At 55.7% G+C, this 20470-nt stretch carries 14 protein-coding genes and 1 pseudogene; 10 read left to right on the top strand and 5 right to left on the bottom strand.

The window, feature by feature from the left end; genetic code table 11:
- Window positions 1-226 precede the first annotated feature (226 nt).
- Both PAECUDRAFT_RS24675 and PAECUDRAFT_RS12460 read left to right on the top strand, forming a co-directional pair.
- The gene (locus PAECUDRAFT_RS24675) at window positions 227-6892 is read left to right on the top strand and encodes an S-layer homology domain-containing protein (protein WP_006038463.1); all 6666 of its coding nucleotides are present in this window, start codon (window positions 227-229) and stop codon (window positions 6890-6892) included.
- Between the two features lie 729 nt (window positions 6893-7621).
- Window positions 7622-8413: a DUF4163 domain-containing protein gene (locus tag PAECUDRAFT_RS12460; protein ID WP_006038462.1), complete on the top strand. Its 792-nt coding sequence runs from the start codon at window positions 7622-7624 to the stop codon at window positions 8411-8413.
- Between the two features lie 21 nt (window positions 8414-8434).
- Here PAECUDRAFT_RS12460 and PAECUDRAFT_RS12455 read toward each other — a convergent pair whose 3' ends face one another.
- Window positions 8435-9046 (bottom strand): YqaA family protein, encoded by a 612-nt coding sequence (locus tag PAECUDRAFT_RS12455; protein ID WP_006038461.1) that lies wholly within the window; start codon window positions 9044-9046, stop codon window positions 8435-8437.
- A 279-nt stretch (window positions 9047-9325) separates the two neighbouring features.
- On the opposite strand from PAECUDRAFT_RS12455, the gene PAECUDRAFT_RS12450 reads away from it, so the two are divergent.
- The 7 genes and pseudogenes from PAECUDRAFT_RS12450 to trhA all read left to right on the top strand — a co-directional run bounded on the left by PAECUDRAFT_RS12450 (window position 9326) and on the right by trhA (window position 13820).
- Window positions 9326-9580: a hypothetical protein gene (locus tag PAECUDRAFT_RS12450; RefSeq protein ID WP_040712408.1), complete on the top strand. Its 255-nt coding sequence runs from the start codon at window positions 9326-9328 to the stop codon at window positions 9578-9580.
- A pseudogene (locus PAECUDRAFT_RS26720) lies at window positions 9564-10123 on the top strand (MEKHLA domain-containing protein). Before PAECUDRAFT_RS12450 ends, PAECUDRAFT_RS26720 begins: the two are co-directional and overlap by 17 nt.
- A 5-nt stretch (window positions 10124-10128) precedes the next feature.
- A complete protein-coding gene (locus PAECUDRAFT_RS12440) occupies window positions 10129-11115 on the top strand; it encodes a TRM11 family SAM-dependent methyltransferase (protein WP_006038457.1) in 987 nt (328 codons plus the stop codon).
- Between the two features lie 185 nt (window positions 11116-11300).
- On the top strand, window positions 11301-12005 hold the full coding sequence (locus PAECUDRAFT_RS12435) for a hypothetical protein (protein WP_006038456.1): 705 nt from the start codon (window positions 11301-11303) through the stop codon (window positions 12003-12005).
- A gap of 45 nt (window positions 12006-12050) precedes the next feature.
- Window positions 12051-12776 (top strand): pirin family protein, encoded by a 726-nt coding sequence (locus tag PAECUDRAFT_RS12430; protein ID WP_006038455.1) that lies wholly within the window; start codon window positions 12051-12053, stop codon window positions 12774-12776.
- The gene (locus tag PAECUDRAFT_RS12425) at window positions 12773-13177 is read left to right on the top strand and encodes a hypothetical protein (protein ID WP_006038454.1); all 405 of its coding nucleotides are present in this window, start codon (window positions 12773-12775) and stop codon (window positions 13175-13177) included. Before PAECUDRAFT_RS12430 ends, PAECUDRAFT_RS12425 begins: the two co-directional genes overlap by 4 nt.
- Window positions 13178-13181: 4 nt before the next feature.
- Window positions 13182-13820 (top strand): PAQR family membrane homeostasis protein TrhA, encoded by a 639-nt coding sequence (trhA, locus tag PAECUDRAFT_RS12420; RefSeq protein ID WP_006038453.1) that lies wholly within the window; start codon window positions 13182-13184, stop codon window positions 13818-13820.
- A gap of 586 nt (window positions 13821-14406) precedes the next feature.
- On the opposite strand, the gene PAECUDRAFT_RS12415 is transcribed toward trhA, so the two are convergent.
- The 3 genes from PAECUDRAFT_RS12415 to PAECUDRAFT_RS12405 all read right to left on the bottom strand — a co-directional run bounded on the left by PAECUDRAFT_RS12415 (window position 14407) and on the right by PAECUDRAFT_RS12405 (window position 18419).
- Complete coding sequence (locus PAECUDRAFT_RS12415; protein WP_006038452.1) at window positions 14407-16110, bottom strand: glycerol-3-phosphate dehydrogenase/oxidase; 1704 nt, start codon at window positions 16108-16110, stop codon at window positions 14407-14409.
- Between the two features lie 237 nt (window positions 16111-16347).
- On the bottom strand, window positions 16348-17844 hold the full coding sequence (gene glpK / locus PAECUDRAFT_RS12410) for a glycerol kinase GlpK (protein WP_006038451.1): 1497 nt from the start codon (window positions 17842-17844) through the stop codon (window positions 16348-16350).
- Window positions 17845-17846: 2 nt separating this feature from the next.
- Complete coding sequence (locus PAECUDRAFT_RS12405) at window positions 17847-18419, bottom strand: glycerol-3-phosphate responsive antiterminator (RefSeq protein WP_006038450.1); 573 nt, start codon at window positions 18417-18419, stop codon at window positions 17847-17849.
- A 349-nt stretch (window positions 18420-18768) separates the two neighbouring features.
- On the opposite strand from PAECUDRAFT_RS12405, the gene PAECUDRAFT_RS12400 reads away from it, so the two are divergent.
- Window positions 18769-19533 carry a GTP cyclohydrolase II gene (locus PAECUDRAFT_RS12400; protein WP_006038449.1) on the top strand — a complete coding sequence of 255 codons (765 nt, stop codon included), beginning with the start codon at window positions 18769-18771 and terminating at the stop codon, window positions 19531-19533.
- A gap of 64 nt (window positions 19534-19597) precedes the next feature.
- Here PAECUDRAFT_RS12400 and PAECUDRAFT_RS12395 read toward each other — a convergent pair whose 3' ends face one another.
- On the bottom strand, window positions 19598-20431 hold the full coding sequence (locus PAECUDRAFT_RS12395; RefSeq protein ID WP_006038448.1) for a lipase family protein: 834 nt from the start codon (window positions 20429-20431) through the stop codon (window positions 19598-19600).
- Window positions 20432-20470 lie beyond the last annotated feature (39 nt).

Below are 20470 nucleotides of genomic sequence, written 5' to 3'. Positions count from 1 at the left end.
CTGTCGGCGGAGTGGTTTTTTTTGTGCCCTGATAGCCATCTGGCGACTCTAATTGATCTAAGAAAGGAGTTGCAGGACAGTTCCTTTCTCATTTTTGCATGATTCCCGACCTTTAGACACAATGCGTAATAAAACAACTATCTATTGGAAAAATGCACATCGCTTTGAAAGCGATTTCAAAATACGATTAGGAGGAAGTCCAATTTTTTAGGGAGGTCTTGCCTTCATGGCTCGATTTAAAACATGGTTAGCTGGAGTAATGGCAGTTATGCTGCTGGTCGGCTTGCTGCCAGCTTATGCAGCGGAAGCTGCGGCTGGCAGCGGCGGCGCGGCGGCAACGGATTATGTGAGAATCAAGAACCACTGGCAGAACAATTATTTGTATGAATCATCCGACGGCGTGGTGCGGTACGGCTTTACCGCTTCGACCGATCAATCATCCCAATGGCTAATTACAGAAGAGAACGGCAATAAACGAATTCAAAATCGCAAGACGGGCCACTATATGACGCTCGCGGACGTGACGAAGCGCCGCGATGCGCTGACCGCTCGCGACATTACGTCCAGCACGATAGCCGATCAATGGCTGATCGAAACGGCAAGCCGTCCGGGCAACGTGCTCATTAAGAGCGCGACGGCCGCTTCCTCGACGAACCTTGTGATTCATGAAGAGGATCAGCTCGGCTTCGCTGAGGTGAGCAATGACATCAACGTTACCTTCGAGAGCCCGCAGTGGAAGCTAGAACCGGTGACGGAGCTGCAGCCTGTGCGCATTATCAATGAAGAACGCGCAGGGCAAGCCTTGTTCGCGAAGGCAAATCCTGAGGCGCCTACTCGTCCAGACGATATCGTTGCATTCGGCAAGGTCGATGCTGCGGACGTGAGCTCGCAATGGTATCTGGAGCCGGGCAGCAACGGCAATTACCGGCTGCTGAACGTTGCGACGGGCCATTATGTGACGCAGTTCGATGGGGGCGATTACTGGCGCGCCATAGAGATGGGCACGACAAGCGACCCGCTCAAGCAAGAATGGAGCATGCAGCCTGCCCTTAATTTGCAGGATCAGCCCGTACCGGGATACGTGACGTTTGCGAGCGCGTTTAACGGAAGCTATGTGCTGAACTCGCAATTCCCTGGGGACACGTTCGCGCGTTCCAATGACTGGTCCAATGCCAAGCTGGCGAATGCTCACTGGAGAGTCGTTCCGGTATATGATGTCAGACCGGTACGTATCGTGAACTTCACGACGGGCAACGTCGGCACTGACTATTTGTATGAAGAAAACGGCGTTGTGAAGCATGGCGCGCTTGGCGCAGCGAATGCGGAGAACGCACGCTACCAATGGATCGTAGAGGATTATGATGGCGGGAAACGCATTCGCAATGCGGAAACCGGCAATTACATGCAAGCGGGCAATCCGCTGACCATTGCGCCTGATGCGGGGAATGGCGCAGCGGGCGACCAATGGATCATTCAAGCATCGACGCAGTATGATGATTATGTGACGATTAAGAGCAAGGCTAGCGCTGACGCGTATTTGAACGTGACAGCAGGCGTGGACACGGCGCAATCCGAAACGGTAGACCCGCTGTCCAATGGAGCGCAATGGCTGTTGGAGGATCCGTCGGTTCCAACGGATGGCTCGCCGCAGTATGTGCGCATCCAGAATGAATGGCAGCCGTTCGTGTTCTATGAGGACGACAATGGCGATTTGAAATACGGGAATGCGCGCACGGACCAACGGGACCAGTGGGCGATCGAGAAATTCAGCGGACGCAAGCGAATTAAAAACCGTGCGACGGGCCACTACATTAACCTGCAATCGATGCAGGACGGCCACATTCGCGTGACGGACGTACAGGATAGCTGGACAAGCGCGGTATGGATCATCGAGACTGTCAGCGGCGGCTCCAGACTCATTCACAGCGTGAACGATCCAAGCTCCGGCGGGGAAACAGACCGTCTGATCAACCTGCAAAATTTGACCAAATACGCGGAGTATTCGGTGATGAACCGCAACTGGGGCAGCCCAAAATGGCGCTTCATTAACGTCGTGGACGATCGCCCGACGAACGTAAAGCTGATCAACAAAAAAACAGGCGAAGCGTTGTATGAGGAAGTATCGTCCTCCGATCCAACGGAAGGCACGGTCAAGTATGGGGATGCAGCAATAGCTGAGCCAACCTCCGTATGGTTCGTTGAGGATGCGGGCGATGGCTCGATCCGCCTCAAAAACGTAACGACAGGTCATTACATCGCCATGCAAAACGTTGGCGACACGGATGTCCTGCTGGATAGCCCGCCGCAGCCGCTTCAAGCGCTCGGTACGATTTATCCATCGTGGGGCAGTGCAAAATGGCTGCTGGACACGACACAGGATGCAGGCTACGTTGCGCTTCGCAGCGGCTGGGCCGCGCACTATGTGAAAGCAGAGGATACCGATGGCGCAGTGAAGGTGAGCAAGACGGTCAATCAGAACGGCACCTTCGACAGCAGCGGCCAATTCAAGCTTGAGCCGGTTGCAGCTGCGGGACCTCAAGTGCCTGCGGGCTATGTACGGATTCGCAATGTGTACAATCAGCAATATTTGTATGAAAACAAAGGCGGCGTCGTGCTGTATGGCAACGCGGAAGCATCCAACGGGTACTCCCATTGGAAAGTGGTCACGAACAACGGCGTAAGCCAGCTGGAAAACCGCGTTACGGGCCATGTGATGGCAATTAGCGGCGACTATCGTTATATCCAAAGCGTGCCGTCCACGGGAGCGGGCAGCAATCCTGCAGCATCGCAATGGGCGATCGAAGCATCCCCGGATGGTGCGAGCGCAATGATTCGCAGCTTGGATGGCGGTTATAACGACGAGTACATCAATGTGCAAAATGGAGCTGGCTATGCAGAACGCGGCTTATACCCAGTAGCGTTCGGCTCGCTGCAATGGCAGTTCTCGGCAGCGCCAGATGCGTTCGAAACGCCGGAAGGCGAAGCGCCGCGCAACGAGATAACTGCGACGCCGGCACAGCCGGAGCGCAACGAGGTGCGGATTGCGGTGCAATCCGACAGCGCGCAAGCGCCGAAGTATTTGGCGGAAACGAACGGAGCCGTTTCCTTAACGGACAATGGCTCGTTGAACAATGCGATCTGGCTCGCTTACGACTTTAATGGACGCAAGCTGTTGAAGAACAAAGCAACGGGGCATCTGCTGGCGCAAGGCAGCGGCAATGCGCTCACAGGCGCAGCCGTCTCACAGGCGTCTGATGTTGCGGCGCAGTGGACAATTGACGACACGGTCGGCTATCGCACGATTCGCAGCGGAACAGCAGCGCAATCGCTGCTGGCGCATAGCAATGGCGGCGTTCAGCTGGCTGCATCGGATGCTTCGGACGACATTTTGTGGTCGTTCCAGCCGGTTGTTTCGGATGTTGCTTATGAAGCGGAAAATGCATTCGTTGGCAGCGAAGCGAAGGTGTCTCATACGCAAGAAGGCTTCACTGGCGAAGGGTATGTGGACGGCTTCACCGCGGCGGGAGCGAAGGTTGCGTTTGCAGTTAACGCGCAAGCGGCTGGCAGCTATGAAGGCGTTGTCCGTTACTACAACCAAGGTTCGGCAACACGCACGCTGCAAGTGTACGTGAATGGCGAACGTACGCAAGCGCTGCAGTTGGCTGCTTCCAGCGGCTGGGCGAATATTAGCATTAACGTAGCCCTTCGCGCAGGCATCAACTCGGTGACGCTGCAGCAAGACAACGGGGATAGTGCTAATGTGCTGCTGCTGGACACGTTGACGATTAAGGGCAGCATCGCGCCAGACTATCGAGGCGCAACGGTTCCGTACATCACGTATGAAGCGGAGCAAGGGACGACGAATGGGACCGTGCTGGAGCCTTCCCGCGCCTACCATCAGGTAGCATCGGAAGCTTCGGGCCGCCAAGCGGTTCGTCTGGACCAAACGGGTGAGTACGTATCGTTTAAGGCAGCGAAAGCTGCGAACTCCATCGTTGTCCGGTTTGCTATCCCGGATAGCGCGGACGGCTCCGGTCAGTCTGCAACGCTGGGGCTTTATGTGAACGGGCAGTTCCGCCAAAAGCTGGAGCTGAATTCCAAGCACGCTTGGGAGTATGGCAGCTACCCATGGTCGAATGATCCGAACCAAGGCAGCGCGCATCGCTTCTTCGATGAGATGCATGCGATTGTCGGCGACATTCCGGCAGGAGCGACGATTACGTTGAAAAAGGATGCGGACAGCGCGGCAGACTACTATGTCGTCGACCTTGCTGAGCTGGAGCAGGTGGCTGCGCCGCTTGCGAAGCCTTCCGCTTTCTTGAGCGTGACGGATTACGGCGCTGTTGCCAATGATGGCAATGACGATACGACGGCATTCCAAGCTGCGTTGGAAGCAGCGAAGCAGCAGCACCAAGGCGTTTGGGTACCGCAAGGGGAATTCGAGCTTCGCGGCGACCAAATCGTGCTGAACGATGTGACGATCCGCGGCGCTGGCATGTGGTATACGCAGCTGACGGGTGCGCGCTTCCTGGGCAAAGGCAGCAACATTCAGGTCTATGACCTGCTCGTTGACGGCGATATCAACATTCGTGACGACGAAGCGCATACACATGCGTTCGAAGGGGGCTTCGGTCCAGGCTCGGTTATTCAAAACGTATGGATCGAGCATTCCAAAACCGGCCTGTGGCTGACGAAGGTGAAAGTGGGCGACGAATACACGGACGGCCTCTACATGCTTGGCCTTCGCATCCGCAACCTGATGGCGGACGGCATCAACTTCTGCGTCGGCACAAGCAACAGCATGATGGAGCAAAGCGATATTCGTTATCCGGGCGATGACGGCATCGCGATGTGGTCGGCGGAAGGACGCGCGAGCATCAATAACACGGCGCGGTTCAATACGGTGGCATTGCCATGGCTCGCAGACAACATTGTTGTATTCGGCGGCCAAGACAATAAGATCCAGGACAACATTGCGAAGGATACGATTACGAACGGCGCGGGCATCGCCGTATCGACGCGCTTTAATCCGGTTCCATTCTCCGGTACGACGATCGTCGAGCGCAATACGCTTATTCGTACAGGCAGCTACGACACGGGTTACGTGACGGATCTGGGCGCAATTTGGGTATTCGCAGGCGAGAAGGATTTGGACGGCAATGTCATTATCCGCAATAACGTGGCGCTCGACAGCACGTATCAAGGCCTCAGCATTCAAGGCGCGTTCAACATGAACAACGTCTTGATTCAAGATCTCGTGATTGACGGTACGGGAACGAAAGGCGTGGACGTATCCAGCGCGGTAAAAGGCGGACTGACGGCGGACAACATTATCGTTCGCAACGCTCGAATCGCAGATGTAACGAACAATTCCGGCAGCTTCGTGCTGCGTGAGCAGAACGAAGGCTTTGCGAATGCGGCAAAATCATTCGCGGTCAAAGCAAGCGACGGCACGGTAGGCCGCTTCACGGTGCAAGCTGGCAGCGCGCTTACCTTGCATGTATCGAATGCAGGCGGAACGGATGTAACGTCAGACGCAACATTTAGTGTCGCGAATACGAGCGTGGCATCGATCCAGTCCAATGGCGTATTGTCCGGAACGGCTGCGGGCAATACGACAGTTGACGTAACGGTCCAAGGAAAGAAACGGACCTATACGCTTCAAGTGCTGCCATCGGCAGCACAGCCTGGCGGTGGCGGCAACGGCGGAGGAGGCGGCATTGGCGGGGGAACTGGCGGGACCGACAGCGGTACGGCGGTGAACGATAGCAAGCTGCTTGCTTCCACAGATTCGCAAATCGTCTTTACGATTGACGATGCGAATGCGGACGGCACGGTAGCCTTCTCTGTAGACGCCATTTTGAAGGCGGCAGCTGCGCATCCGAATACGACAATCGTCATTCAGAGCGGTACGGCAACGTATCAGCTTCCGCTGTCGATGACGAAGCCATTGTTGGCTGGTCAATCGCTCGCAAACAAAGACGGCGCAACTATCACGTTCTCGATCGACTCGCTGGCTAGCGAGTCGGCAAGCAAGTTGGAGAAGGATGCGAAGCGCCAAGGTTTGCATGTAGTAGGAGCGCCAATCGTGTTCGGCGTTACGCTGCAAGCAGGAAATCAGACACAATCGATTAACAGCTTCGGGCGCCAATTCGTGACGCGTACGATTGAAGTTGACGGCGAACTTGACGCCAAAACAGCTACTGTGCTTGTTTATGACGAAGCGAAGGGAACGTTCAAGTATGTGCCAGCGGTCTTCAAGACGGCAGGCGGCAAGACGACGATTACGATTCACGGCGCAAGCAACGGCGTTTATGTTGTTGCTACGAATACGGTATCGTTCGATGATTTGGCGAACCATTGGGCAAAAGCGCTAATTGAGAAGCTCGCGTCCAAATGGATTGTCAAAGGCTTATCCGATTCGTCGTTTGCGCCGAATCGTTCCGTTACGCGCGCAGAATTCGCTGCGCTGCTCGTTCGAGCGCTGGGCCTGCAAGCAACGGCTGGCGACAGCAGCTTTAGCGATGTCGCAGGCGGGGCATGGTATGCTGATGATGTCAGCGCCGCTTCCCAGCTTGGACTGGTTCAAGGGTTCGCGGATGGATCCTTCCATCCGGGAGACTCGATCACGCGTGAGCAAATGGCCGTCATGATCGCTCGCGCTTACGAGTTGGTAGCTGGCAAAGCAGCGGACGCTGCTAGCGGCGCGCCAACATTCGCGGATAGCGGAAGCATTCATGGCTGGGCATCCGGTGCGGTGGCGCTTGCCATCGAGGCAGGCATCATGCAAGGGAAGTCGACAGATCAATTCGCGCCAAGTCATTTGGCTACGCGCGCGGAAGCAGCCGTGGTCATTGGACGGATGCTGCAAGTGCTGCATTTGATGGACTAAGGAGTAGGATAGGGGATCCCAATGGCCGCTGAGGCTGTTGGGGTCCCATTTTACATTGCGCGGGCTGCTCGCCGACGAGCGAATAGGGAATAGAAATCTTCCCTATCCGCCCGCAGGCGAGCAACCCGAGCGAATAGGGAATAGAAATCTTCCCTATCCGCCCGCAGGCGAGCAACCCAAGCGAATAGGGAATAGAAGTCTTCCCTATCCGCCCATAGGCGAGCAACCCAAGCGGATAGGGAATAGAAATCTTCCCTATCCGCCCGCAGGCGAGCAACCCAAGCGGATAGGGAATAGAAATCTTCCCTATCCGCCCGCAGGCGAACAACCCAAGCGAATAGGGAATAGAAACCTTCCCTATCCGCCCGCAGGCGAGCAACCCGGGCGAATAGGGAATAGAAATCTTCCCTATCCGCCCGCAGGCGAGCAACCCGGGCGAATAGGGAATAGAAATCTTCCCTATCCGCCCGCAGGCGAGCAACCCGAGCGAATAGGGAATAGAAATCTTCCCTATCCGCCCGCAGGCGAGCAACCCGGGCGAATAGGGAATAGAAATCTTCCCTATCCGCCCGCAGGCGAGCAACCCGGGCGAATAGGGAAAAGAAGTCTTCCCTATCCGCCCGCAGGCGAGCAACCCGAGCGAATAGGGAATAAAATTTGCCCGATCTCCCCCTTTCATAAACAATGGTAAAATAGAGAAGGATATAGCATGAAAGAGAGGGAATCATCATGAGCACGAACGGAAGATTAGGTTTGAGCGTAAGCCTGCTGCTAGTCATCGCCACGCTGCTCGCGGCCTGTACATCGAGCAGCGAGCCAACTGCCCGGGGAGAGCAGAAGCAAGCCGCGGATCAGGCAACAACACAATCAAAAGAACCAGCTATGCCTCAGCTAACGTCGAAGACATACGCGGATGGCACGATTACAATCAAGTATCCGCAGCTAGCAGGCATGGAGAGTGACGCCAGGCAGCAAGCAATAAATAAGCTGTTGCAAGACCAAGCGCTAGCCATCCTTCAAGCTTATGACGTGGTGCAGGATAAGCCGACGATCGACGTGTCTTATACGATCGCCTGGCAAAGTCCGCAGCTGTTGAGCATCGAATATACGGGCTATGGCAATGTGGAAGGGGCGGCGCATCCGAGCAATTTGTTTTATACGACTAACGTCGATCTGGATGACGCCGCGCTCGTGCGTTTGAAAGAGGCTTATGAGATCAACGAGGCATTCGTTCAACATTTGAAAAGCGGCGCATTCGAAGTGCTTAGCCCAGCCCTGTTGACGAAGGCAGAGGTGGTAGAGCAGTTAGCGCAGTATACGAATGAGGAATGGATAGAGCAGTTGAAGCGAGCGGATTCGCTAGAATCGATAGGCACCGAGCAGCAGTCGGATATCTACAGCTTCTTCATGAAAGAAAAGCTCGGCCTTAGCCTGCCTGTGGCGCATGCAGCCGGTGACCATGTGGAGCTCGCCCTCCCCTATACAGACCTTTCACAATGGAAGAAGAGGGACTTTCAATAGTCACACAAAAACGGAGACGCCCTAGAGCGTCTCCGTTTTTTGTCCTTGTTCCTGTTCTTCTTGCTTCAACTGGCGCTTCCTACGGATTCTTCTGCGAACCCACAGAAACACGAGCACAAGCGGTACGGCGATGGCGAAAATATAAAGCGAAACGTTCTTCATCATGCCTTCAGCCGATCGGCCGTACAGGTAGAAGAGCAGGCCTACGACATAGAACTTGACCGCTCTGCCGATGGCCGCGTAAGCAATGAGGCGCCACAATGGAAACTTCAGCGTGCCGGACAATATTGTAAATACTTTGAATGGGATCGGGGTGAAGGAGCCAAGCAGTATGGCGGTTTCGCCGTTTCGTTCGAACAGCTTGGTCGCGGATTCGACCCAGCTTTTTTTTAATATTTTGTACAATACAGCGTTCCCAAGCGAGCGGCCGATCCAGTAACCGACCGGCGTTCCGAGCAGGCATCCGATAAAGCCAACCGTGGCAAGCCATAAAGCGTTGGAGGGATTCACGAGACTTAACGGGATTTGCAGGAATAATGCCGGGATTGGGAAAATGACTGCATCGATGAATGCGTGAATAAACAAACCGAGTGCGCCGAATTCCATCAGAAAATCCAAAAAGTGTTGTATCATTTGCGAGGCCCCTCTTCTGCGCTCTGTCTATGCTAAGCGAATGGCGAGCTGGTGTGAGTGTATGATTTCGAGCATTCTATTTTATACGGTCGGCGCGTCAGTCGGTTGCAAAAAAATTGCATGTCTTCATATTGCATACTATGCGACGAAGCGTTCTTCCTTGTGTGTCATTCCTGTAAAATAGGAAAGCTTAACGGATTACGACAGGGACGATTCGCAGCAATAGGTATGTTACAATACAGAATAATAGATAGGCTTGAAAGGATTGGGGTGTTTGAGATGGAGCAACAAAAACATGAGCTAGACCAGAAGCAAATCGATTGGCGTCAGGAAGCTGAACGATTGGCTGCTGGACAAACGAGGCTGGAGCAAGAACGCGACGCGCTGCAGCAGGAGCTGGCCAAATGCAAGGAAGAGCTGGCGCAAGCTCGGCGAGAACTGGCAAGGCTCCGCGGGCGCAGCGGCGCTGCGGGTCGAACGCCGGAGGCGATGTCCACGATGGCTTCGCGGCTGCGGGATGCGCTTCGCGAGTAGCAGCATGGATCATACGGAGGGAGCAGCTAGCATGAGCGAATATGGGAAAACGGGCGGTCGAACAGGGATTGGCGCAACGGAGGCGCATGCCCGGCTTATTATTGAAAGCTATCGTCGGCTGCTGGGGCAGGATTTGATCGACACGACGCTTGCCGATGCACAATCAGAGGCTGCGGGATACGAGGAAGCATTGTTCAACGCGCCGATCGTCGTATTGTCGCATGGCACGGAAGAGGACCCCATCCTGAATTATGGGAATGCAGCTGCATTGGCATTATGGAACGGGACTGGGCTGCGTTCACCTCGACGCCGTCCCGGCTGACGGCAGAGCCGATGATTCGCGAGGATCGCGATCGTTTTCTGCAACTGGTAGCACAGCAGGGCTACGTTGATCAATATACAGGCATAAGGGTTTCCGCGACCGGAAGACGGTTTTATATTCGCAACACCACGGTCTGGAATTTGATCGATGCGGAAGGTATCTATAGAGGACAAGCCGCGGCTTTCGCTGCATACGACGATGTCGTAGAGAAAGGATCCTAGCGGCCGTGGCGAACAAACAGCAATTTGAAAGTCAACAACAGTTAGGTTATGTGTATACGTTCGCATGCCATGAGGATGAGGAGGCGCTATGCGGACTGGAGCTGCGCACGCTGTTGGGCGCGGCCCCGCATGGTCGAGTCGTCGAGAGTCGGATGAGCGTGGAGCCGTCGCGGAGCCCTTTCATCAAGCTGCGAATAGCGATTGAAGCGGAGAGCGCCAAGCTGGAAGGGTTGATCGAACAGGCAGCCGATTATGTCCTCCAGGGGCGTACGTTCAAAATCATCTACGCGGACGCCGGGCAGCCGGATGCCCCGCAGCCGGCCTTCGAGGAGCGGCAAGCGATAGCGAGACGAATCGGAGCGTCCATACGGGGAACCGCCAATTTGAAAGCGCCTGACCAGCTCATCGGGGTGGCATACGCGAACGGCCGTTGGATATTGGGTCAGGCGGTTGAGGGCGAAGCCGTGTGGCTGAAGCACAATCGAAAGCCGCAGCCCTATTCAACAGCGTTAAGCACGCGAGTGGCGCGGGCTGTTGCTAACATTGCGGTGCCCGAGCCAGACGGCGTAACGGCTGTTGATCCTTGCTGCGGTATCGGGACCGTCGTGATTGAAGCGTTGTCGATGGGCATCGCTATGCGCGGCTTTGATCGCAACCCGCTCGCGTCACGCGGCGCGCGAGCCAACCTTGCGCATTTTGGCTACTCAGCGGAGCTTGCCTCCAAGGCGGATATGCTCACGCTCGAAGGACGGTACGATGCAGCCGTATTGGATTTGCCTTACAATTTATGCTCCAAGCTGCCTGAAGAAGAGGAGAGGGCGATGCTCACTCGCCTGAAGCAGCTCGCGCCGCGGGCCGTTATCATCGGGACGTCCCCGCTAGATAGCAAGCTGGAGCAGATAGGCTGGAGGATTATGGGCAGCTGCGAGGTTCGAAAAAGCGCATTCGTCCGGTACGTCTATCTGACCGTAGCAGATAAACCGAAGGGTTAGCATGAATAAAGGCCCGAAACGTTCCGCGGCGAAAGCGTGACGGTTTGGGCCTTTGCCGCCAGCACCGGCATCTCATCAGCGGATTAATTTCGTCGATGCCCGCATGAAAGCGGTCGCGTTCTTCACATAATGAAGATAAGCAATCATTTCGGCGACGAGCTGATTTCAGCATGGAGGAATGGAATATGGCAATAGCAGCAGATCGTCATCCATTGACGGTATATCTGATGGCAGGCGTAGCGACGGCAAACCAGATGTTCGGCGAATGCTGCCGCAAGCTGGAGGAGATGCTTAGCGTAGCGGAGCTGGACAAGCCGGAAATTCATGTGCTGTACCCGTATGGCGACAATAGCCGCAGCCGATTCGCGCAGGTGCTGGAGGTTGGCAGCGATCTGTCGAACCGCATTCACCTGAGCCGGGTCGGCGGCCGCAAAGCCGTGGAAGGGATTCAGCGTACGTATAAAGGCAAAGGTCCTGTGCTCATGATCGGGCATAGCGGCGGCGGAATCGCGGCTTATCAGGCGGCGGTACAACTGCATCGCGAAGGGGCTTTGCCCGATTTTCGTTTAGTCCAGATCGGTTCGCCTCGCATTCGCGTAATGCCGGAGCTGAAACAGCGCATTAGTTACTTTCATTCCGTGGATGCAGCAGGAAAGCTGACCGACCCCATTAGCCGAATTGGAACATGGGGCGGCTGGTCGGGCGGGAAGATGCGGATTCCGCATTGGAATGCATGGAAGTATGCGCCCGGCTATGTGGAGGGGATTGAGGTTGTCGGCGGGCATGCGGACTATTTTAAGCACCAAAATCCGTTTATCGACGGACAAGCCGTATGCAATCTGGACAAAACGATGGAACGTGTCCGGCAATGGTTGAAAGGATGGATTTGATCCGATACACTTGTGGGTAAATGGAACGTATCGGAGGGATGCGCAATGATCGATATTCGAAGAGCAGCATCGATTTATAGTCAAGACGCAGGGTGGCTGGAGAGTCGGCATCATTTCTCATTTGGCAGTTATTATGAGGAAGAGAACCGATTTTTCGGCCCTCTGTGCGTATTTAACCATGATATTATTGCAGGAAAAAGGGGCTTCGGCGCCCATCCGCATCGGGAGATGGAGATCGTCTCGGTCGTGCTGCGCGGCGAGCTTCAGCATGAGGACAGCTCCGGCCACAAGGCGGTAACGACGTTCGGCGGCATTCAGCGGATGAGCGCAGGAACGGGCATTATCCATTCCGAGGTCAATCCGAGCGAAGAGCCGGTCGAGCTGATGCAAATTTGGTTCGTTCCTGCTGACAGCCGTTTGGCGCCATCCTATGAGACTTCGCATTATGATCCAGAGGCGATGTATGGCGGCTGGCTGCCGGTTGTAACGCCAGCGGGAGGTGCTCATGAGGCGGCCATCCATCAGGACGTCACCCTTTACTTGACCAAGCTGCATGCGGGAACAGCATCCGTCTTCGAGGCGGAAGCAGGCAGATTGCAATATCTATATCTAATGGACGGGACAGCTAAGCTGAACGGTGAGCATGAGCTGCAGCAGGGCGATACGGTTCGTTTTACGTCGGAGACAGCGGTTCGACTGGAAGCGGGAGAGCCAGTGTTTGCACTCTTGATCGATATGACGCCTGAGGCAAAAGGAGGCGATCGCGCATGACGCAGCCGCAGCAGCCATCGCAGCACACGTCGCCAACAGCGGAGCATCGCCCCGGGCGCTTGTCTCCGCCGCCAGCAGGCTCCAAAGCGCTGATCAAGCTGGCCATCGGCCGACTGCTGATAGACACGTCGGTCGCCGGACTGCCCTTCGATGTACGGGAAGCAGGAGGGCGCTGGACGATTGCCGTCACAGGCGTTGAATCTGAGCTTGCTGCCTATATCGAAGCCAATGCTGCGCATTTGAATTTATTTTATTTTGAGGCTTTGTCCGAGCGTGAGGGCGATGTGCAAAAGTTTTGGATGTACGATGAGCATCAGCCAGCGGTTCATTATGAGCAAGAGGCGCGCGTACTATCGTTAACGGTCGGGTCTTACATGGCATATTCGAACGAGAAGGTGTAGGCCCATGGCAAATACCCATACGTATACCCGCCGTGAAGAGATCGCCAACGCCGTAACGCACGGCTTCGGCGCCGCCTTAAGCGTCGCTGCGCTCGTTCTTCTGATCGTATTCGCTTCCTTGAAGGGAACGACCGTTCACGTCGTAAGCTTCACCATTTACGGCTCGTCGATGCTGCTCTTGTACGCGGCATCGACGCTTGTGCACAGCTTTCCCGAAGGAAAAGCGAAAAACGTGTTCGAGGTGCTCGACCACTCTTTTATTTATGTCTTTATCGCGGGCACCTATACGCCGATTTTGTTCCACATTGTACAAGGCACGCTCGGCTGGGCGCTGTTCGGCATTGTATGGGGCGTTGCTGTTGCAGGCGTCGTGTTCAAATCATTCTTCGCCTCCCGATTCTTATTCACTTCGACGCTGCTCTATATTGCGATGGGCTGGATTATCGTCTTCGCATGGGGACCTCTCGTTGAAGGCCTCGCTCCGGGCGGCCTGAAGCTGCTCATAACGGGAGGTATTCTGTACACGGTCGGCACCGTCTTTTATATGTGGCGGAGCTTCCCGTACCATCATGCCGTCTGGCATCTGTTCGTGCTGGGCGGCTCGATCGTCCATTTCTTCGCGATTCTGCTGTACATTCTGTAGAATGTCCCAAAGGGCTGTCCGAACAGTCATGATCATGACTGTTCGGACAGCTTTTTAGCTGTGCCGAGTAGACGAATTCAGAGACAACCGATCTTCCTCCTGCGGCGTATATTGTGATACGTCGCAGGAGGAAGATCGGTTTGGCGCGGACTCCTCCTCTTCTTATTATCTCCACATCGTTGCACTTGGTGCAATGAGAAAGGGAAGGATGGGCTTGCTTCCAAGGCTCCCAATGCAGTTTGTGCAATCAGATACGCTCCAAAAGGTCATACGATGCGTTCAGAACGTAGAAGATGCCTTTCCCGTTGCACGATATGCAATGACGCCTCCTTACTTCTGTGCTTGAGTGGAGTTTATTGCACGAACTGCAATGAGCAGCAGGCTGCTGCTTGGGTCAGGCTGCATTAACACGCGCGATTAAAGCTGCGACCCGCGCTGAAGAGGCAGACGTGCTGAGGCGCCGAGTTACGCGCGATTGAAGCAGTAGTTCGTGCTGAGACGCTGAGTTACGTGCGACTGAAGCGGCCTCCGCACTGAGAGTCACCTGACTCGGGATTGAAGCCGCAGCCCTCAAATGCCGCACCAATCACTCGGCTTCTACAGGCGTGACCGCATAGTGCAGCTCGGAAGCAAGCTCTTCGGCATAGGCCTGCTTCGTTTGCTCGCTCCAGCCGAACTGCTCGCTCATGTAAGCGAGGACGGCATCCTTCCATTTCAACACAGTCGCACGGTCGAAGAGCAAGGCGCCTGTGCGGCGAATCCAGAAATCGGCGGGCTTCACCGCCATCTCGTAATGGATGGCGTAAACAAGCTCGATCATGAGCGCAAGCGGTATGCCTCTGGCTGCCGCTTCTTCGTTGTAATCGGGCGCGAGCAGGAACAGCTTCGGCGCATTGGAGCCGTATCGGCGGGCGATTCGCTCGGCTTCTGGCGCGGACAGACCTGCTTTAACGCCGGCTTCCCGCATCGCGGCAATAAAGCTCGGAAACTGGGCCGATCCGCCTACGTCGCCGCCGGATAACGGCATATGCTTCGTCAAGCTCGGTCCATAGACGCCGACGCCTGCGGCTTGCAGCTGGGAAGCGGCGCGGTCAACGACCGTTTCGGCCATTTTGCGATAGCCCGTCAGCTTGCCTCCTGCCATCGAGAGTAAGCCAGAAGCCGATTGGAAAATTTCGTCCCGGCGCGAAATTTCCGAAGGGTCTTTGCCCTCTTGGTGAATGAGCGGGCGCAAGCCTGCCCAACTGGACTCGACGTCCTGCTCGGTCAGCTTAAGCGTGGGGAACATGCTGTTGGCTGCATCCAGAATGTATGCTATGTCCTTGGTAGTCATGCGGGGATGCGCTTTGTCCGCTTTATAGTTCGTATCCGTCGTCCCGATGTATGTCTTGCCGTCGCGCGTGATCGCGAACACCATGCGCTTGTCGGGCGTATCGAAGTAAATCGCTTGGCGAAGCGGGAAGCGCGCTTGATCGAACACGAGATGAACGCCTTTGGTAAGATGGAGCGTCTTGCCGTGCTTGGAGCCGTCCGCTTCGCGCAGCGTGTCGACCCATGGTCCGGCAGCGTTAATGACCTTGGCCGCTCGAACTTCCGCCGTTGCGCCTGTCAGCAGATCGGTGACACGAACGCCGTTAATTTGGCCAGACGCATCGTATGCGAACGAGTCGGCTTTGACGTAAGGCAGAGGCAGCGCCCCGGCTTCAACCGCCTTCTTCATGACCTCGATCGTTAAGCGGGCGTCATCGGTCCGATATTCCACATAGTAGCCGCCGCCCTTCAGGCTTGTGCGATTGAGCAGCGGCTCACGCTGGGCAGCAGCGTCAGCGCTGAGCATCCGGCGTCGCTCCGCTTTCTTCACGCCAGCCAGAAAATCGTAGACGCGAAGGCCAAGCGACGTCGAGAAACGGCCGAATGTGCCCCCCTTGTAGAAGGGCAGCAGCATCCATTCAGGGGTTGTAATATGCGGGCCGTTCTCATAAACGATGGCGCGCTCTTTGCCAACCTCGGCCACGACGCCGATCTCCAGCTGCTTCAAGTAGCGAAGCCCGCCATGGACAAGCTTGGTGGAGCGGCTGGACGTGCCTGCGGCAAAGTCCTGCATGTCGATCAAGGCGGTCCGAATGCCCCGCGTTTGCGCATCGAGCGCAATGCCTGCCCCTGTAATGCCGCCTCCGATGACGAGCAGTTCGAACGATTGGCTGGCCAGCCGCTCGAATTGGCTGCTCCGTTGAAGCGCGCTCCATGTGCCTGGCTTTGGAAACGTATGTTGAAAGGTGGGTGATGTCATTGTTAATTCGCTCCTTTGCTTATAGCTTGCACCGGTTTGACCCTGCTCTCTCTGATCCTCTCCAGCAGACGAAAAAAACCGCGAACACCCGCGGCTCTGCTACGAAAGCAGAACAGCGGGCATACGCGGTTTCTCCAGATCTCCAACCGATTCATTAACTTGTAACGCCAGTATAGCACAGATCCTGCGTGCGGTGAACGGCATTTATATCCAAAGTAGCGAATTGGGCGAACCGTCTTATTTGAACGCTTGAGCCGCTTTCACCGCCTTGCGCCAGCCGGAATAGAGCGAAGCTCTGGTCGATTCATCCATTGCAGGCTCGAAGAGGCGCTCCGTGTTGCCCAGGGAAGCGATCTGCTCCTTGCTGGCCCAATAGCCGACGGCCAGTCCGGCGAGATATGCGGCGCCAAGCGCGGTCGTCTCGTTCACGGCAGGCCGCTCGACCTCTACGCCGAGCAGGTCGCTTTGGAACTGCATCAGCCAATCGTTGCGGATCGCTCCGCCATCGACGCGAAGCGTATGCAGCGCAATGCCGGATGAATGCGACATTGCGGAGAGCACATCCTTCGTCTGGTAGGCGATGGATTCCAGCGTCGCGCGGACAAAATGGGCGCGCGTCGTGCCGCGCGTCATGCCGAATGCCGCTCCGCGAACCTCGCTGTCCCAGTATGGCGTGCCGAGCCCTACGAAAGCAGGCACGACATAGACGCCGCCTGACGTATCGACGCTGCGCGCAAGCGCCTCGGACTCCTCGGCTGTCGTGAGGAGCTCCATTCCGTCGCGGAGCCACTGTACGGCTGAGCCGGCGACGAATACGCTGCCCTCCAGCGCATATTCCAGCTCGCCTCCAACGCCCCAAGCGATCGTCGTCAGCAGCCCTTCGTCCGAGAACATCGCCTCGCTGCCCGTGTTCATGAGCATGAAGCAGCCTGTTCCATAGGTGCTCTTGGCAGTGCCCTTGGCGAAGCAAGCGTGCCCGAACAAAGCAGCCTGCTGGTCGCCTGCGGCTCCGGCGATGGGAATGGCTTGCCCGAACAAAGCGGCATCCGTACGGCCATAAAGCTCCGATGAGGAGCGCACTTCTGGCAGCAGGGCGGCGGGAATCTGGAGCAGCCTAAGCAGGTCGTCATCCCAGCGCTTCTCCACGATGTTGTAAAGCAGCGTTCGCGATGCATTGGAATAGTCGGTGATGTGAACGGCTCCGCCGGTCAGGTTCCAGATGAGCCAGCTGTCGACCGTGCCGAACAGCAGCTCGCCGCGCTCCGCGCGTTGGCGCGCGCCTGGAACGTTGTCGAGCAGCCATTTGATTTTGGTGCCGGAGAAATAAGGATCGAGCAGCAAGCCGGTTTTGCTGCGGAAGAGCGGCTCATGGCCTTCGGCTTTCAGCTGCTCGCAGATCGCGGCAGACTGGCGGGACTGCCACACAATGGCAGGAGCTATGGGCTGCCCCGTCATGCGATCCCACAGGATCGTCGTTTCCCGCTGATTCGTCATGCCGATAGCGTCGATCTGATCATAGCCGATTGCGGCTTTCGCTGCGGCTTGCGAGATGACCGAGCGGGCTGTTTGCCACAGCTGAAGGGCATCCTGCTCTACCCATCCGGGGTGAGGAAAATGGCAGTCGACCGGCATCTGGGCAGATGCGATTGGCGTTCCTTGCTGGTCGAACAAGATAGCGCGCGTACTGGTCGTGCCTTGATCGAGTGCGAGTATATAAGTGCGGCTGCGTTCCATGGCTACTCCTCCTGCTTGCGATTGATGTAAGGCTTCCAAAGCTTCCGATCGGATGTCGTTACTGCGGCTGCACCGGCTTCGAGCGCAGCAGCTACGTCCTGCTCCGTCCGGATGAGCCCGCCGGCAAGGGCAGGAATGCCCGTACGTTCCGCAACCTCGCGGATAATGGACGGGATGACGCCGGGCAGCACCTCGATGTAATCGGGCCGGTTCTGCATAGCTAGCGCAATGCCGCGCTCAAGCGCTCCCGTATCGAGCAGAAACAGCCGCTGAATGGCGATCAGGCCGTTTTGCTTCGTTTTCTGAACAACGGTCGTGCGCGTCGAAATAATGCCAGCCGGCCGAATGGCCTGGCATAGAAACTCGGCTGCATGCTCATCATGATTGAGTCCATCGATCAGGTCCGCGTGAAGCAGCAGCTTCTTGCCGTGGCGTCCGGCTTCGCTCACGATGCTCTTGAGCTGTCCGAGCTTGCAATCCAGCATGACGATGTATGCGTATGGCGAAGCGAGAAGCGCATCGAATTCTTTCCAGCCGCGAACGGCCGGCAGGATCGATTGTCCTTGAAATGGCATAAGGAGACCTCCTGCAGCTGAGATGAGTGGTGGCGGCGAAGCAAATATCCGTTTGTATGCAGTGAATGGTACGTGTGATTTTTGTAAAAGTAAAGGGTTACATCGAAATCAGGACGAATGACCGTCTGGTACAGATAGCCATAGGTGGCGTACAATAAGGAGGAACGCTGCGGCCCAAATGCAGAACAGGCGCGGTGTTGGCGGGATGCCGCATTTGACAAACGGGCACCAAATTTATATACTTACAAAAAGTAACCACAGTATGCAAAGTAACGGATTCGATGCTTACCAAATGGCAACACTACAGACAAAAAGCAGGACGCCGGTGGTATGGGGAGGAGCAATACTCATGCATTCAATTCAGACGGATATCATTTCCATTCTTAAACGAAAAATCACAACGGTGCCAAGTGGCGACAAAAGCATCTACTTGGTCGGTCCCGTAAGGCTGCCTGTCAACCTTGACGGGGAAACCCATATTTTCCAATGGTACTGCTGGCTGCGCTGCGACAGTATTGCAGGGGATGGCTGCGGCGATGAAATCTCGACAACCGAGCAAATCATTGCAAGGCTTTCCGCATCCAATCTGGCAGAAATGCAGCAATCCAGCGTACTCGTATACGGCGATTTCGCCGATGTGCCGGATACATTGATTCGTATGCATAGCATTTGCCATACAGGCGATATTTTTGGAAGCAAACGCTGTGATTGCGGCTATCAGCTGAAGCAATCGATGAAGATGATCGTGGCGAATGGCTCGGGCGCATTGTTCTATCTGGCGAACCATGAAGGCCGCGGCATTGGCTTGTTCAGCAAAGCGATGGCGTACGTGCTGCAGGAAGAAGGCTATGATACGGTCGATGCGAACCTGCAGCTTGGCTTCCAAGACGATATTCGCAGCTATGACGATGCGATTCAGGTGCTTAAGCAGCTGCGATCGAAGCCGGTTACGCTTATTACGAATAACCCGCGGAAGATGGATGCGCTGGTCGCATCCGGAGCGGATGTATCGGGGCGGATTCCGCTCTGGGGCGATGTTTCCGAGTTTAATAAAAAGTATTTGGAGACCAAAGTCATGCGGTCTGGGCATTACGAAGGACGTGCAACCGATTAAGGACAGCACAAAGGACGAGCGGAGACGCTCGTCCTTTGTGCTGTTCGGAAAATTGAAAACGGACTTAGGACAATCCGTCCGGTTCGGTCGGTCGAGGCGGCGGGGACGGGCACCAGCCCAATGGGCCTTCACATAATGCGGCTGCGAATGCGGGGTCATCTTTGGACAGATTGGCAAAATAGCTGCTCAGCACGTGATTGCCGGAGACGGAGCCCATGCGGAACGATCGTTTTATTTCTGTTTTGACATGCATGTAGTAGAATAATTTTCGGGTTTTGGGTTGCCGATATACAAGGGGCGGCAGCAGCGGAACGATGTCGAATTCGTTTTGCACGCGCCAATGATGTTTGATCGTGCGATTATAGATACGGGAAAATTTCGGGTCGCCGACACGCGGCGCACCGAAAGTGTATACGGTCGGCTCACGCTTGTCATTGAATGCGGTATCAAGCGCAGCAAGTGTAGCTAGTGCGCCGCCAAGGCTATGCCCGGTAATATATAGCTTCTTGTCAGGCGAAACATTGCGCACCAAGGCCAGCACCGTATCCCGACAGCTCATATAAATGTCCGTAAATCCTTTATGGGTAAGGCTCGGCGGCTTTACCGGCTTACACTTGATTTGCTGCGAAATGAAGTCAGACACCCAGTCCATCGTAGAGCGAGTGCCGCGAAACGCCAGTATGGCGGAATGTTCCGATTCAATGAGAAATCCAAAGTATTCGGGCTTGCTTTCATAGGCCTGCGCTTTGATCGTTCCGACCGCCCTGTAGCCGGCGGGTATGAAGAACATGCCGTCCCGGCTATTGAACTGCACATAGGTTTGTTCGCATACTGCCGCCAAAAAAAGTGCCGTCCGGATATCGAATACGGCTTCTTCGTCCTTGCTCCTCACCTTCATTGCCGTCAGCGCCTCCGTCCTGTCCCAACGATTTTGTCT

Source organism: Paenibacillus curdlanolyticus YK9 (genome assembly GCF_000179615.1).
GTDB lineage: Bacteria > Bacillota > Bacilli > Paenibacillales > Paenibacillaceae > Paenibacillus_T > Paenibacillus_T curdlanolyticus.
This window is presented reverse-complemented; position numbering and strand designations above follow the sequence as displayed.

Bases quoted from the DNA above. Each gene is read 5' to 3' on its own strand.
- PAECUDRAFT_RS12435 (WP_006038456.1), top strand. From the start codon at position 11,301: ATGGCAATAGCAGCAGATCGTCATCCATTGACGGTATATCTGATGGCA.
- PAECUDRAFT_RS12425 (WP_006038454.1), top strand. From the start codon at position 12,773: ATGACGCAGCCGCAGCAGCCATCGCAGCACACGTCGCCAACAGCGGAG.
- PAECUDRAFT_RS12455 (WP_006038461.1), bottom strand. From the start codon at position 9,046: ATGATACAACACTTTTTGGATTTTCTGATGGAATTCGGCGCACTCGGT.
- PAECUDRAFT_RS12430 (WP_006038455.1), top strand. From the start codon at position 12,051: ATGATCGATATTCGAAGAGCAGCATCGATTTATAGTCAAGACGCAGGG.
- glpK (WP_006038451.1), bottom strand. From the start codon at position 17,844: ATGGAACGCAGCCGCACTTATATACTCGCACTCGATCAAGGCACGACC.
- PAECUDRAFT_RS12460 (WP_006038462.1), top strand. From the start codon at position 7,622: ATGAGCACGAACGGAAGATTAGGTTTGAGCGTAAGCCTGCTGCTAGTC.
- PAECUDRAFT_RS12450 (WP_040712408.1), top strand. From the start codon at position 9,326: ATGGAGCAACAAAAACATGAGCTAGACCAGAAGCAAATCGATTGGCGT.
- trhA (WP_006038453.1), top strand. From the start codon at position 13,182: ATGGCAAATACCCATACGTATACCCGCCGTGAAGAGATCGCCAACGCC.
- PAECUDRAFT_RS12415 (WP_006038452.1), bottom strand. From the start codon at position 16,110: ATGACATCACCCACCTTTCAACATACGTTTCCAAAGCCAGGCACATGG.
- PAECUDRAFT_RS12405 (WP_006038450.1), bottom strand. From the start codon at position 18,419: ATGCCATTTCAAGGACAATCGATCCTGCCGGCCGTTCGCGGCTGGAAA.
- PAECUDRAFT_RS12395 (WP_006038448.1), bottom strand. From the start codon at position 20,431: ATGAAGGTGAGGAGCAAGGACGAAGAAGCCGTATTCGATATCCGGACG.
- PAECUDRAFT_RS24675 (WP_006038463.1), top strand. From the start codon at position 227: ATGGCTCGATTTAAAACATGGTTAGCTGGAGTAATGGCAGTTATGCTG.
- PAECUDRAFT_RS12400 (WP_006038449.1), top strand. From the start codon at position 18,769: ATGCATTCAATTCAGACGGATATCATTTCCATTCTTAAACGAAAAATC.